11 protein-coding genes are annotated in these 12929 nt (G+C 70.3%); 6 read left to right on the forward strand and 5 right to left on the reverse strand.

Annotation, left to right across the window (positions count from 1 at the left end):
- Nucleotides 1-46 precede the first annotated feature (46 nt).
- From AB0I69_RS40360 to AB0I69_RS40375, 4 genes are all read right to left on the reverse strand, one after another.
- Complete coding sequence (locus AB0I69_RS40360) at nucleotides 47-1684, reverse strand: APC family permease (RefSeq protein WP_363100759.1); 1638 nt, start codon at nucleotides 1682-1684, stop codon at nucleotides 47-49.
- 147 nt (nucleotides 1685-1831) lie between these two features.
- Nucleotides 1832-2251: a CoA-binding protein gene (locus AB0I69_RS40365; RefSeq protein WP_363100760.1), complete on the reverse strand. Its 420-nt coding sequence runs from the start codon at nucleotides 2249-2251 to the stop codon at nucleotides 1832-1834.
- An 81-nt stretch (nucleotides 2252-2332) separates the two neighbouring features.
- Entirely contained in the window at nucleotides 2333-4177 is a 1845-nt protein-coding gene (locus AB0I69_RS40370; RefSeq protein ID WP_363100761.1) for a right-handed parallel beta-helix repeat-containing protein, read from the reverse strand.
- Between the two features lie 140 nt (nucleotides 4178-4317).
- On the reverse strand, nucleotides 4318-5340 hold the full coding sequence (locus AB0I69_RS40375; RefSeq protein WP_363100762.1) for a LacI family DNA-binding transcriptional regulator: 1023 nt from the start codon (nucleotides 5338-5340) through the stop codon (nucleotides 4318-4320).
- A 191-nt stretch (nucleotides 5341-5531) separates the two neighbouring features.
- Here AB0I69_RS40375 and AB0I69_RS40380 point away from each other — a divergent pair, with 191 nt between their 5' ends.
- Nucleotides 5532-7490, forward strand: a complete 1959-nt coding sequence (locus AB0I69_RS40380; protein ID WP_363100763.1) for a hypothetical protein — start codon at nucleotides 5532-5534, stop codon at nucleotides 7488-7490.
- A gap of 9 nt (nucleotides 7491-7499) precedes the next feature.
- Here the strand turns inward: AB0I69_RS40380 and AB0I69_RS40385 are convergent, their stop codons facing one another.
- Nucleotides 7500-9491 carry an AfsR/SARP family transcriptional regulator gene (locus tag AB0I69_RS40385; RefSeq protein ID WP_363100786.1) on the reverse strand — a complete coding sequence of 664 codons (1992 nt, stop codon included), beginning with the start codon at nucleotides 9489-9491 and terminating at the stop codon, nucleotides 7500-7502.
- A gap of 118 nt (nucleotides 9492-9609) precedes the next feature.
- Between AB0I69_RS40385 and AB0I69_RS40390 the strand changes: the two genes are divergently transcribed.
- From AB0I69_RS40390 to AB0I69_RS40410, 5 genes are all read left to right on the forward strand, one after another.
- Entirely contained in the window at nucleotides 9610-10488 is an 879-nt protein-coding gene (locus AB0I69_RS40390) for an alpha/beta hydrolase (RefSeq protein ID WP_363100764.1), read from the forward strand.
- A 78-nt stretch (nucleotides 10489-10566) separates the two neighbouring features.
- Nucleotides 10567-10899 carry a DUF190 domain-containing protein gene (locus AB0I69_RS40395; protein ID WP_363100765.1) on the forward strand — a complete coding sequence of 111 codons (333 nt, stop codon included), beginning with the start codon at nucleotides 10567-10569 and terminating at the stop codon, nucleotides 10897-10899.
- 31 nt (nucleotides 10900-10930) lie between these two features.
- Nucleotides 10931-11695 carry a hypothetical protein gene (locus AB0I69_RS40400; RefSeq protein WP_363100766.1) on the forward strand — a complete coding sequence of 255 codons (765 nt, stop codon included), beginning with the start codon at nucleotides 10931-10933 and terminating at the stop codon, nucleotides 11693-11695.
- A complete protein-coding gene (locus tag AB0I69_RS40405) occupies nucleotides 11692-12234 on the forward strand; it encodes a histidine phosphatase family protein (protein ID WP_363100767.1) in 543 nt (180 codons plus the stop codon). Before AB0I69_RS40400 ends, AB0I69_RS40405 begins: the two co-directional genes overlap by 4 nt.
- A 12-nt stretch (nucleotides 12235-12246) precedes the next feature.
- A complete protein-coding gene (locus tag AB0I69_RS40410) occupies nucleotides 12247-12912 on the forward strand; it encodes a hypothetical protein (RefSeq protein ID WP_363100768.1) in 666 nt (221 codons plus the stop codon).
- Nucleotides 12913-12929 lie beyond the last annotated feature (17 nt).

A 12929-nucleotide genomic window follows, 5' to 3' on the forward strand; every position in this document is an offset into this window, starting at 1 on the left:
CCACCTGGACGGCGGCCGGTTCGGATTTCGCTGGGGACGGTTCGGGTCAGTGCGCGGGCGCGTCCGTGACCACGACCTCGTCGATGCTGCGCTCGATGTCCTCGACCGTGGACGACGTCGCCCTGGCCCAGTAGTAGATGCCGATCGAGAAGACGGCGATGAGCAGGATGTCCCACCACAGCGGGATGTTGCCCTGGCCGCCGAAGCCGCCCTGCCAGGAGATCACGCCCATGCCCAGCAGGTAGACCGGCAGCCACTGCGCGGCGCGGAAGTCCAGCCGGGGTGCGTCGGGCCGCCCGCCGGCCGTGGCGTACCAGGCGTAGGAGCCGAGCAGCAGGTAGCCGAGGATGATGGCGATGCCGAGCCGCCACAGGGTGTCCCAGCCGGCCCAGTAGATGATCAGGTTGGCGACCACGAACGACAGCGGGGAGATCACCTTGCCGGCCGGCAGCCGGTACGGGCGCTCCAGGCGCGGCAGCTTGTCGGCGAAGACGCCGTAGGCCAGCGGGGCGCCCGCGTACATCAGCACGCTCGCCGAGGTGATGAAACCCACCAGCTTGTGCCAGCTGGGGAACGGCAGGAAGCAGATCACGCCGGTCACGAAGGACATGATGAGGCCGAACCACGGCACACCGCGCTTGTCGGTCTTCGCGAAGATCTTGGGGGCGTAACCGTTCTTCGCCAGGCCGTAGGAGACCCGCGAGGTGGCCGTGGTGTAGATCAGGCCGGTGCCGCCGGGGGAGATGATCGCGTCGACGTAGAGGACCACGGCCAGCCAGCCGAGGCCCACCACGGTCGCGAGGCCGGCCCACGGGCCGCTGTCGCCCTTGAACGCGAGGTGGGCCCAGCCGTTCGCGAAGGCGGCGTGCGGCAGTGCGGCGATGAACACCACCTGGAGCAGGACGTAGATGACGGCACCGATCGCGACCGAGCCGAGCGTGGCGCGCGGCAGGTCCCGCTTGGGGTTGCGGCTCTCGCCCGCCAGCTGGATGGCCTGCTCGAAGCCGAGCAGCGCGAAGATGATGCCGCTGGTGCTGATCGCGGTGAGCACGCCCTTGGCGCCGAACGGCGCGAAGCTCTCCGAGTGGAAGTTGGCCGGGTGGAAGTTGCCCACGGCGACGACGAAGATCGCGCCCAGCGGAACGGCGATCTTCCACCAGGTCGCGGCGCTGTTGGTGTGCGCCAGCACCCGTACACCGAAGAAGTTCACACCGACGAAGACCGCCATGAGCACGACCGCCACCAGCAGACCGCTGGTCGTCAGGGTCTTGTCGTGGTGCTGGAAGTGCTTGGCCCACGACCAGTGACCGGCGTAGCCGATCATGGCCTCGACCTCGATCGGCGCCACGGTCGCGGCCTGGAGCCAGGAGAACCAGCCGAACGACATGCCGGCCAGTCCGCCGAACGCGTAGTGCGGGTAGCGGGCCGTACCGCCCGCCACCGGGAACATGCCGCCGAGCTCGGCGTGCACCAGGGCCAGCAGTACGATCGCGACCGCACCGATCACCCACGAGATGATCGCCGAGGGACCGGCCTGGATGGCGGCGTCGTGCGCGCCGTACAGCCATCCGGAGCCGATGATCGAACCGACCGATGCCCATGTCAGCCCGATCAGGCCGACGTCCCGCCGCAACCCGCTCGGATCCTTGGAGGCCTCCGGGACGAGTTCGTCAACACTCACCATGTCAAGGGGCCTCTCGAAGTCAGCACGCATGCTTAACGGGCAAGAGGCCTCAGGCTAGGAATGAATGAATATTTACAGAAGTCTGTTGCCTGAAATTTGACTCGACTTCTAGGGCTTCTTTGGCATGTTCACAGATTTCTTACCCTGTCAGCCGGAGCTGCGGCCGAGCCTCGGGATCTCGATCGCCGGGCAGCGGTCCATCACCATCTCCAGGCCCGCCGCCCGGGTCCGCTCGTACGCGGTCTCGTCGATCACGCCGAGCTGGAACCAGACGGCCTTCGCGCCCTTGGCGACCGCCTCGTCGGCGACCGCTCCGGCGAGGTCGCTGTTGACGAACACATCGACGACGTCCACCTCGAAGGGGATGTCGGAGAGGGAGGCGTAGCCCTGCTCGCCGTGCACCGTCTCCGCCTTCGGATGGACGGGCACGATGCGCTTGCCGTAGAGCTGGAGGACGTCGGCGACGCCGTGTGCCGCACGCCGTTCGTTCGCCGACAGGCCCACGATCGCCCAGGTGTCGCCCAGCTCGGTGAGGATCTTGCGGATCGTTGCTGAGTCGCCGTACACGCTCGGCCTCCTTAGGGATCGTCCGCCCGCTGCTGTGTGCGACAACAGTGGGCGGAGTGCCGTGATTCCTCAGTCCGTTCCTCAGTCCTCGACCACGGACGTGTTGAGGCCCTTGTCGTAGTGGTTGTCGGCGATCTTGATGCCCGTGCTGCCGTGGAAGACGAACAGCGGGGAGGTGTACGGCGGTTCGCCCGGTCCGGCGAGGCGGCGGACCGTGTTGCCGGTGAAGGTGAAGCCGCCGACGCTCTTGGCGTTGACGACCGTCACGTCGCTGATGTCGAAGGAGTTGTGCTCGACCTTGATGTTGTGGTGCACCGGGTTCGCCGGGTCGACCACCTGGTTGGTCGGCTCGACGAAGATGACGGGGCCGGTGGGGCGCGTGAAGGAGTTGTCGCGGATCGTGAGGTCGGCGACCGGGCCGGACTCGTACCACTGGTAGGCGTCGGCGGAGACGTAGATGCTGGCCATGGACATCGCGTCGAAGCGGTTGCCGGCGATCAGGACGGGCTTGCGGGTGGTGACCAGGATTCCGCGCGTCGGCACGTTGCGGAACGTGTTGCCGGTGATGACGACCGACGGGGTGGCCGTGATGTTCTCGACGACCGTGCCGCCGATCTCGACCCCGGCGGGCACCGGCCGGTCGAAGGTGACGTTCATGGTGGTGAGGGACTTGGTGTGGTCCATGCCGCTGGGGCCGTCCACCGCCGTGACCTTCGCATGCGGGTCCGCCACCGGAGTCATCGTGCGCTGCGTCGTGAACTCGACCTCGTCACCGGGCGCGAACTGCGGGAAGCCCGCGGTCTGCGGGTGTTCGTAGGCGAGGGTGAGGGTGTTCGGGCCCGGCTGTCCTACGACTTCGAGATACGTGCCGTGGATGTTGATCGGGTCGTCGTGCGGGCCGTCGAAGAGGCTCCGGGTGATGGAGACCCTGCCCTTGACGCCGGACATCTGCACGAAGTCCGCGAACGACGCCGTCGACCGGCCGGACTTCGGATCGGGCGCGAAGTTCACCTTGTCGATGGAGATGTTCTCGCTGAACTGCCCCACCACACCGAAGGATTGGAGGTAGTAGGCGTTCATCGAGCGCATCGTGACGTTCTTGGACTGCCAGATGAAGGCGCCCGGTTCCGTCCGCTCGATCAGGCGCATCTGGTAGACGAGCCCGGCGTCCGACGGCTGCGTCGCGGTCATGTAGTCGATCCGGATCCGGCGGTCGCCAAGATCGGTGACGGAGGAGACGTTGTTGAAGAGCGGGTTGTCCCCGCGCCAGGTCTTCTGTGCCTTGGGGTCGTGGATCTGGGTGTACTGCAGTCCGTCCGTGCCCGACCAGTACGGCTGTCCGGTGGCCGGGCTCTTCTCGCCGAGCCAGGTGATGTGCGTGCCGTTCACCTCGTACGGGCTGCCGGCCGGGATCTTCAGGACGCGGTAGGCGTGCGCGTCGGCGCCGTCGGTGACACCGGCGGTCGCGACGGTCGCGTCGATGACCTCGGGGGCCGCGTAGTCGAACGAGAAGTTCTGGAACGTCACATTGGTCGAGCGGATCGACGCGAACGCCGTCTGCAGACCGTGGTAGACGAGCTTCGCCCCGCCGCCGTCGACGGTGACGTCGTGCATGTCCTCGATGAGCAGCCCGATCTTCTTGTCCCGGTAACGCTGGTCGGCGCCAACGGTGTTGGAGACGTACAGCTCCCGCGTCTCGGCCCGCTCGGGGTAGAGCTGATAGGTCCCCTTGGAGAAGACGATCCTGACCGGCCGGCCGTGATCGACGCTCTTGGCGTGCCGTATAGCCGCGACGACGGCGGGCGTCGAGTCCGTCCGGCCCGAGGGGTCGGCGCCGTACGCGTCCACGTCGACCACCGCGACCGGCGTCGCTCTCTGCGCCGCGGCGACAGGACCGCCGCCGCCCACGAGCAGCGCGAGCGCCACCCCGACAAATATGAACCGAGACCGAGACATAGCCCCTCCGGAGCATTCATGAGTCACAAAACACCCGATGAATAGGGGGAGTTGCCGCCGATCGCCCGGTCGGATCTCCGACTGGAGTGTCCTTAGATCCGACCTCTGGGTCAATGGTCCGGACGAATCGGGGGAGTTGATTGCTTCGGCGATGCCGTGCTCGCGCGGATCACCAGTTCGGGGTCGAAGAGGAGTTCCCCGACCGGGACATCGCGGTTGCCGACCAGGGCGAGGACGCTGCGGCCCGCCTCCGAGGCCAGCCGGTCGGCCGGCTGGCGGACCGTGGTGAGCGGCGGATCGACGAAGTCCATGATCATGGAGCCGTCGTAGCCGACGACCGACACGTCCCCCGGGACGTCGTACCCCTGTCGGCGCGCGCCGCGGATCGCGCCCAGCGCCATGTAGTCGCTGGCGGCGACGATCGCCGTGGCGCCGCGGCCGAGCAGCGAGATCGCGGCGGACTGGCCGCCCTCCACGGTGTAGGACTGTCGGACCACCCACTGTTCGGCGTCCTCGACACCACGCCTGGCGAGCGAGTTGACGAAGCCGCTGACACGCAGGTCGGCCGGGCGGTTGCCGACCGGGCCCGACGCCATGCCGATACGGCGGTGCCCGAGCCGGTGGAGGTGGTCGACGGCGAGTTCGGCGGCCAGCAGGTCGTCGGTGGAGAAGACCGGCGCCTCGCTCACCCCCTCGAACCGGCCGTTGATCCCGACGAACGGGATCCTGCGGGAGCGCAGCAGTTCGTACGCCTGCGGGTCGGCGCCCTCGATCGTGTTGCTGGCCGAGAGGAAGACGACGGCGGCCACGCCCCGGTCGGCGAGGGAGGTCACGAAGTCCAACTCCTGTACTCCGCCCGGGAAGCAGGGGCACAGGACCGTCTTCAGGCCGTGCGGGGCGAGGACGGACTCGATGCGCTCGGCGACATCGGCGAAGAACGGGTTGGAGACCAACTCGGTGACGACCGCGACGAGTTGCCCTCGCGTCTGGCGCTCGTAGCCGAGGTCGGCCATCGCCTGCTCGACGGCCTCGCGGGTCCTGCGGGACACGCCCTGGCGCCGGTTGATGACCCGGCTGACCGTGGCCTCGCTCACCTGCGCCCGGTCCGCGACCTCGGTGATGCCGACCTTCATCCGCTTCCCTCCACCCCGACTTGCAATGGTTGGACGAAAACTTTCAGTCCAACCTCCCACGCAACATAGCAGCGAGACTGCATGTCTTCCATGTTTCTTGCGCATGACCATTGAATCGCCACTTCGGCCCCTGCTAGCTTTCCGGCCACCACGCGGCCCCATCCCGCAGTGACCGAAGACCGGGAGACCCGATGAAGCCCTCAAGGCTCATGCTGCTCACCGCTGTTGCCCTGCTCGCCCCGATGGCTCCCGCTCTGTCGGCCACCGCGTCCGCCGCCCCCCGCCCCCAACTCGCCATCCCGGACCCCGGGTTCGAGAACGGTGGCACGGGCTGGACCTTCACCTCGGGGGCCGGCGTCGGCACCGGCAACAGGCACGGCGGCGAACGCTTCCTCTACCTCGACGCCGGAGCCGGCAAGAGCGGGGAAACGACCATCGTCGCGCCCCGCGACGGCAGTTACGACTTCTCCGCCTGGATCGGCAGCGCCGGCACCGGCGGCACGTACACGGTCCGGCGCAACGGCGAGACCGTGCAGACCATCACCCTGCCGCAGCACCCCGGGTACGCCCGCTACACCATCAGCAACGTCACGTTGAAGACCGGCGACCGGCTCCAGATCGAATTCGGCTCCGGCACCGCCTGGGTCAACGCCGACGACCTGATGATCTCACCCGCCGCGCCCGCCGACCCCAAGGTCACCTCGTCCGACCCCGAGGTCGTCGCGATGTTCGACTGGGCCCAGAAGAAGGCCAACAGCTGGGTCCAACTCCCTGGCACCGTAGGCCCGGTCAACGTCGACGAATACCAGACCGGCGGCACCGGCACCGCGTCGTACGAGCCCACCTACTGGGCCGGATACGCCAACCGCAGCGCCTACTACTCCCGTGACATGACCCACCAGCTCGCCGGCGCCCATCTCATCGGGCTCGACGCCGAGAACGAGACGATGCTCCGCTCGTACGCGGCATCGGCCACCGCCGAGCACAAGTACTTCCCGGTGTGGTCCCTCAACTTCGACGCCAAGACCTACCTGAGCATCGACTACAAGAGCCCGGACAATTTCGTCCGCGAGGTGCCGGCCACCTTCGAACTCGTCGAGAAGGCGGCCCAGGCGTACCTGTGGACAGGCGACCGCAGATACGTCGACGACCCGGTGCTGTGGGACTTCTACCGGCACGCCACCGAGCAGTTCATCGACCTGCACAACTCGGCCAAGGACAACGGCAAGGTGAAGGTCGCCGAGGGCACGGGCCAGGGCATCTTCGCGGGCGCCGCCAGCTACAACGAACAGGACGGCGACGGCCTGGCCGAGGCCGGGGACGGCATCGCCTCCGAGTACCAGGCGTACCTGGCGATGGCCGTCCTCGCACGCGGCAAGGGCGACACCGAACTTGCCAAGACGTACGACAAGAAGGCCGCCGACCTGAAGACGTACTTCAACGACGACTGGAGCGGCACCGGAAGCGGCGCCGACATGGTCCGCGCGTACACCCTGTCCGGCACCCCGGTCACCGGCTGGGGCAAGGAGAACAGCGTCTTCATGCCGATGAAGCAGATCATCGACCCCGGCCCGCGCAACGACGCCTACCTCGACTACATCGAGGCACAGGAGCTGGGCCCGGACGGCTCGCCCAACATCGAGTCGACGACGTACCTGCCCGACATGTTCTTCAAGAACAACCGCGCCGACACCGCCTGGCAGTGGATGCGGAAGATCTACGGCGAGCGGGAGATCCAGCACGTCAACTCCAGCCAGGGACCCGACGGCGACTACCCCGAGGTGTCGTTCACCCTGGTCAGTCAGACCGTTCAGGGCCTGATGGGCATCACGCCGGACGCGCCCGCCCACAAGGTGACCACCCAGTCGCAGCTGCCGTCCGGCATGAAGTGGCTCCAGGTGGCGGACGTCCCCATCGGCACGGGCACGGTCACCGTGCGGCACGACGGTGCCACGAAGACCACGCTGACGAACAACGCCCGCAAGGGCTCCTACAGTTGGGAAGCCCGTTTCCCCGGCGTCCACAAGAAGATCAAGGTCAACGGCGTTCCGCAGCGCGTGCGCACCGAGGTGGTCAACGGCGTGACCTACACGTACGCGACGCCGACGGTGCGGGCGGGGGCGACCGCGGTGGTGCAGGTGAGCGACTGACGCGCAGGCTCACCGAGGGTGTCGTAGCGCCGCGGCGAGGTCGTCGAGGTGGCGCGCGACCGGGCCCAGGGTGAGCAGGCCACTGCCCGCCCCGGCCAACTCGGCCGCGGCGGGCGTCAGTTCGGCGTGAGCGCGCTCCATCGTCTCCCGGTCGTCAACGGCGAATGCCGCGCGGGCGGCCAGGCACCACAGGGCCTCGAACAGCAGGTCGCGGGGCGGGTCCGGGAGCGAACGCAGCGCCGCCCGGGCCTCGGTGGGGCGGTCGCGGGCCAGCAACACCAGGGGCCGGGCCCACGGTTCGTACGGTCCCCAGTCGATGTGCTCGTCGCTCGGGGCGGGCCGCCCGTGCCGCAGCCGCAGGCACAACAGGGCCAGCGGCAGCAGCCCGCCCTCCAGCCCGGGCATACCGGCTCCGTCCAGCCGAAGTGCCGCGTCCCGGTAGGCAGTTGCCGCCTCGGTCGGCTGAGGGTTGCCGGTCGCGGTGAGCCGTAGGACCCGGTACCAGGTCGTGAACACGCCTACCAGCGGGAGTTCATGACGGTCCGCCAGGTGGTCGGCCGCCGTCGCGTGAGCGTCGGCTCCGGTGAAGTCCGCGAGCGCGCTGCGGGACTGGAGCCGGACGAGATGTCCGAGCACTTCGTACGTGACCATGCCGTGCCGGGCGGACAGGGCGACCAACTCGGCGCCGATCCCGTCCCGTTGCGGGGCCAGGCCTGCGCGGTGGAAGGTCTGCATGAACGTGCCGTTGAGGGCGAAGGCCAGCAGTGCGGGGTCGTTCAACCGGCGGGCGATCTCCTCCGCCTGGCGGGCTGCCTGGGGTCCGCATGCCGAGCGGGTGCCGCGTGACTCCAGGGCGATCGTGGCCAACAGGCGGGCGCGCGTGGCGAGATGGGCGTCCGGCGGGAGTGCGGCAAGGGTACGCTCGGCGGCGGCCACCGTGTCCGCCGCCTGTCGCGGGTCATCGGCGCGGGTCCAGATCGCGGGGACGTCGTAGGCGCCGATCACGCGGGCGGTGAGCTCCGTGTCGCCCAGTTCCGCCGCCGCCGTGATCGTCGTCGGACGGTGCCGGCGGGCCGCCTCCAAGCCGCTGCCCCCGGTCACCGCGAGATCGCGCAGCAGGCCCACCGTCGACTCCAGCCGCGCACGGGCGCCGGACGGCACGGTCCGGTCGTAGGCGGCGGCCGCCTGCGCCCACACGCGCTCGGCCGGACCGCTCGCATCTCGTAGAGGGCCGGGGTCCAGATGCGGGGCGTGGGCGAGGACGTCCGCCTCCAGGCGGCGCAGGGCCGGGCCCGGGTCCGCCCCCAGCTGTTCCACGAGGAGGGTGCGTGCCCGGCGCAGTACCGCGAGCGCGTCGCCCTGGCGGCCGGTGCGGTAGAGGGCCAGCGCCAGCAGTCGCCAGGCGTCCTCGCGCCACGGGTGCTCGGCCACGTGCGCGTCCAGGTCCGGTACCGCCTCCGCGGCCTGTCCCAGGGCGAGTTGGGCCTCGGCCCGGCGTTCGACGGCGTGCAGCCGCAGCTCGGCGAGGCGGGAGCGTTCCGCGCGGGCCCAGCTCTCCTCGCCGAAGTCTGCGTAGGCCGGACCGCGCCACCAGCTCAGCGCCTCCTCCAACTGGGCGAGTGCGTGCGGGTCCGGCAGGGTTCCGGCGGCGGTCACCGCCCGTTCGAACCGCCACGCGTCCACGGCCTCCGACCCTGCGCGCAGCGCATACCCCGGACCCTCGGTGACCAGCAGCCGGGCCGGAGCCCGCGGCGGTCGCTCCGGCTCCAGCGCGCGACGCAGCGCGGCCACGAAGGTGCGCACCGCGCTCACCGCGTCGACGGGCGGCTCCTCCTGGCCCGCCCACAGATCCTCGACCAGCCGCCCGACCGGGACGACCCGACGCCGGGCGACGAGCAGCCGGGCCAGCACGGCCCGGTGCCGCGGCCCCTTCAGAGCGATCACGTCCCCGGCACCGTCCCAGGCCGTCACCGGCCCCAGCACCCCGAACGCCACCTCCATCGCCGACCACCCTTTCCGGAGCATCGCCCCAGGTCACGGTAGCGCGCTCACTCGTTGCTCATCGGCGCGCGGCAGGCTCGACGGCATCACTCACGCACGTACGAAGGAAGAGCGCACCGTGCCGTCTGTCATCCCCGGCTTCACCTACCACCGCGTCCCCGTCGCGGACGGCGTGTCCCTGAACGCGGCCGTCTCCGGTGCGGGCAGCCCGATCGTGCTGCTGCACGGCTTCCCGCAGACCCACCTCATGTGGCGCCATGTCGCCGCCGACCTCGCGGCCGACCACACCGTGATCTGCCCCGACCTGCGCGGCTACGGCGCGAGCGACAAGCCCGCCGAGACCGACGGCTCCGGCTACGCCAAGCGCACCATGGCCGCGGACATCGTCGCCCTCGCCCGCGCCCTGGGCCACGACCGCTTCGCGCTGGCGGGCCACGATCGCGGAGCCCTGGTCGCCTTCCGCGCCGGACTCGACCACCCGGAGACGATCACTCACCTGGCCTGCCTCGACGTGCTCCCCACACTGGACATGTGGGACGTGCTGCACGGCGTCACCGCCGCCGTGGGCTTCCACCTCTACCTGATGGCCCAACCCCCGGGCCTGCCCGAGCAGTTGATCGCCGCCGCACCCGACGCCTTCTTCGGCCACTTCCTCGACATCTGGACCGACGACCCACAGGCGATCCCCGCCGACGTCCGCACCGCCTACCTCGACGCCTGCCGCGCCGCGGTCCCCTCGATCGTCGCCGACTACCGCGCCTCCGCCGGCATCGACGTCACCCACGACCGGGCCGACCAGGACGCCGGCAACCAGCTGCGGATGCCGGTCGCCGTACTCCAGCAGGACTGGGGCGCCGCCCTCGGCTTCGACGCGGCGGCCCTGTGGCGCGCCTGGGCACCGGACCTACGGCACACCACCGTCACCTGCGGCCACTTCATGGCGGAGGAGGCACCCGCCACCGTGGCCAGGACACTCCGGGACCTCGTCGCCGGCTGAATCCGCGGATCCCGTGCCGGGCCCTTGCGGGCGCGGGCGCAGTACCGTCGGGACAGTCCCCACGGCAGGGGGTTCCCGATGCCCGCGCCCGACCCGCTCGCCGCACGCCTCACCGTCCATCTCGCCGCGGCGGCGGTGTGGCACCACAGGCCGGCCTACGCCGAACTCGTCCACCGGGCCCACCGCGAGGGCCTCGCCGGAGCGAGCGTCTTCCACGGCGTGACCGGCTTCGGCTCCGCCGACTCCAGGCACTCGCACCTCGGCGGCCACGGCCCGTGCGTCGTGATCATCGTGGACGAGGAACGGCGGCTGCGTGCCTTTCTGTCGCACGTGGCCGACGTGTTGGGGGAGACCGCGGCCGTCGCGGTCCTGGACCGGGTGCGGATCCATGTCCCGGACAGACCCGGGTGAATCGCGCCACTTCAGCCGGTACAGAGCGAACATGCATGCGTACGGCGCTGCGCCCGCCTACGCTCAGGCCGTGCTGCGCATCATCGACGCCCGAACCGGCGAGTCCGTCGACGCCGCCCCCGCCCGCCGTGGCCTGACCAGGGTCGAGGCGCACGCGTCGGGCCTCGACCCCACCGCACTACGCGTACTCCTCGTCGCCGACCTCCTCGTACGCGCCCTGGAACTCGGCGGCACCCCCGTGTGGGCGCTGCTCACCGGCGAGCACGAGCAGGCCGAACTCCGCACCGCCGCAAGGACCTTGGGCATACGGCCCTTCGAGGACGGCGGAGACCTCGGCTCCGGACTCGGCGAGGCCCAGGTCCTCCACGTGGCGGCCGGGGACGCCGCGACAACCGGGGGAGTCCTGGTCGCCGTAGCCCCCGTCGAGTCGCCCACGGCTGTCGTCCCGGACCTCTCCGACCCGGGCGCGCTGCGCCTCGCCCTGCTCTCGCACCCCCGGGACCTGCCGGTACGGCTCGACGCGGACGCGCTCGACGAGGCGCGGCGGACTCTGGCGCACTGGCGCGGGTCGGTCGCCGACTGGGCGCGGCGGCCCTCGCGGCCGGTCCCCGACGAGGCGCGCGCCGAACTGCGGACCGCCTGGGAGACGGACCTCAACGTGCCTGATGTCCTGGGGGTGTTGGGCCGCGTGGAGACCTGGTCCGACCTGCCGGACGGTGCCCGCTTCGAGACGTACGCCTACGCCGACCGGCTCCTCGGGCTCGAACTCACCCGTGACATCGGGTCGTTGGCATGAGCGCCCGTTCCGGGGCCCGCCCGCTGCGCCGCCTGGTCGTGCTGCGGCACGCCAAGTCGGCCTGGCCCGAAGGCGTTCCCGACCATCAGCGTTACTTGGCCCCACGAGGCCGCCGGGACGCCCCGGCGGCCGGTATCGCGCTCGCCGAGTCCGACTCCCTGCCCGACCTCGCGCTCTGCTCCACGGCCGTACGGGCCCGCCAGACCTGGGAGTTGGCCTCCGCCGAGTGGGGCACTCCACCGCCGGTGCGCTACGAACCACGGCTGTACGCGGCCGACGTAGCGGACCTTCTCGACGCCATTCACCAAGTGCCGCCCGAGGTGGAGACGTTGCTCGTCGTCGGGCACAACCCCGGCCTGGAGGAGCTGGTCCTCGAACTCGCCGGTGACAGCCTCGACGACGCGCTGGACGAGGTCCGGGTGAAGTTCCCGACCTCGGCGATCGCGGTCCTGGCCTGGCACGGCAGCACCTGGCAGGACCTCGCCCCGGGCACGGCCCTGCTGACGGGCCTGACCGTTCCGAGAGGCAAGAAGAAGTGAAGGGCTGGTTGCATGGGGGACATGTCCGCCGAGCGGCGCCGCATCCTGCAGTCCCCTCCGCCCGGGCTCGTCGCCGAGGCGGCCGCGAACCCGGGCGGGTCGGTCGCGATGATCGATCCCGATCTCGTCGGCGACCCGAACGGCTACGTCCCGGGGGAAGCGGTCCTGGGTGTCTGGCGGGTCGGCGAGGACGGGAAGCTGACCGGTGAATTCGTGGAGAATCCGAACCACGGCCCTCCCCAGGACGACTTCGCCAAGCTCACGGATTCCGAGCACTGGCTGGGCTGGCTCGGTGAGCGGCCCGCCGTCGCGGTGCGCGACTCCATCGCGGGGATCCTGGAAGAACAGGTCCCGGGGGCGGTCCTGGAGTGGATCAAGGTCATCGACGTTCCGCGCTACCTCACCGGTGGCCGTACCCCACCGGACGACGAGAGGCACATGATCGTCACCCGGGCCGGCATGGCCCTGCCCTTCGCGCTCTCCGTGACCAGCCCCGGACGCGGCCGGGACATCCTCCAGGGTGTGTTCACCTGGGTCGCCGTCCGACTCGACCAGCCCGGCACACGCAAGGACCGGGTCTGGTTCGACCTGAGAGCCGACCTGGACCGGGCCGAGACGGAACTCCGCGAGCGGATCTACCTCGTCGGCCGGAACCCGGCCCCCGGCACCACCACCTGACCTCCCGGTCCGAGTCC

Origin of the sequence: Streptomyces sp. NPDC050508 (assembly GCF_040655155.1) — a bacterium.
Taxonomy (GTDB): Bacteria; Actinomycetota; Actinomycetes; order Streptomycetales; family Streptomycetaceae; genus Streptomyces.

Bases quoted from the DNA above. Each gene is read 5' to 3' on its own strand.
- AB0I69_RS40360 (WP_363100759.1), bottom strand. From the start codon at position 1,684: ATGGTGAGTGTTGACGAACTCGTCCCGGAGGCCTCCAAGGATCCGAGC.
- AB0I69_RS40385 (WP_363100786.1), bottom strand. From the start codon at position 9,491: ATGGAGGTGGCGTTCGGGGTGCTGGGGCCGGTGACGGCCTGGGACGGT.
- AB0I69_RS40405 (WP_363100767.1), top strand. From the start codon at position 11,692: ATGAGCGCCCGTTCCGGGGCCCGCCCGCTGCGCCGCCTGGTCGTGCTG.
- AB0I69_RS40400 (WP_363100766.1), top strand. From the start codon at position 10,931: ATGCATGCGTACGGCGCTGCGCCCGCCTACGCTCAGGCCGTGCTGCGC.
- AB0I69_RS40380 (WP_363100763.1), top strand. From the start codon at position 5,532: ATGAAGCCCTCAAGGCTCATGCTGCTCACCGCTGTTGCCCTGCTCGCC.
- AB0I69_RS40375 (WP_363100762.1), bottom strand. From the start codon at position 5,340: ATGAAGGTCGGCATCACCGAGGTCGCGGACCGGGCGCAGGTGAGCGAG.
- AB0I69_RS40395 (WP_363100765.1), top strand. From the start codon at position 10,567: ATGCCCGCGCCCGACCCGCTCGCCGCACGCCTCACCGTCCATCTCGCC.
- AB0I69_RS40410 (WP_363100768.1), top strand. From the start codon at position 12,247: ATGGGGGACATGTCCGCCGAGCGGCGCCGCATCCTGCAGTCCCCTCCG.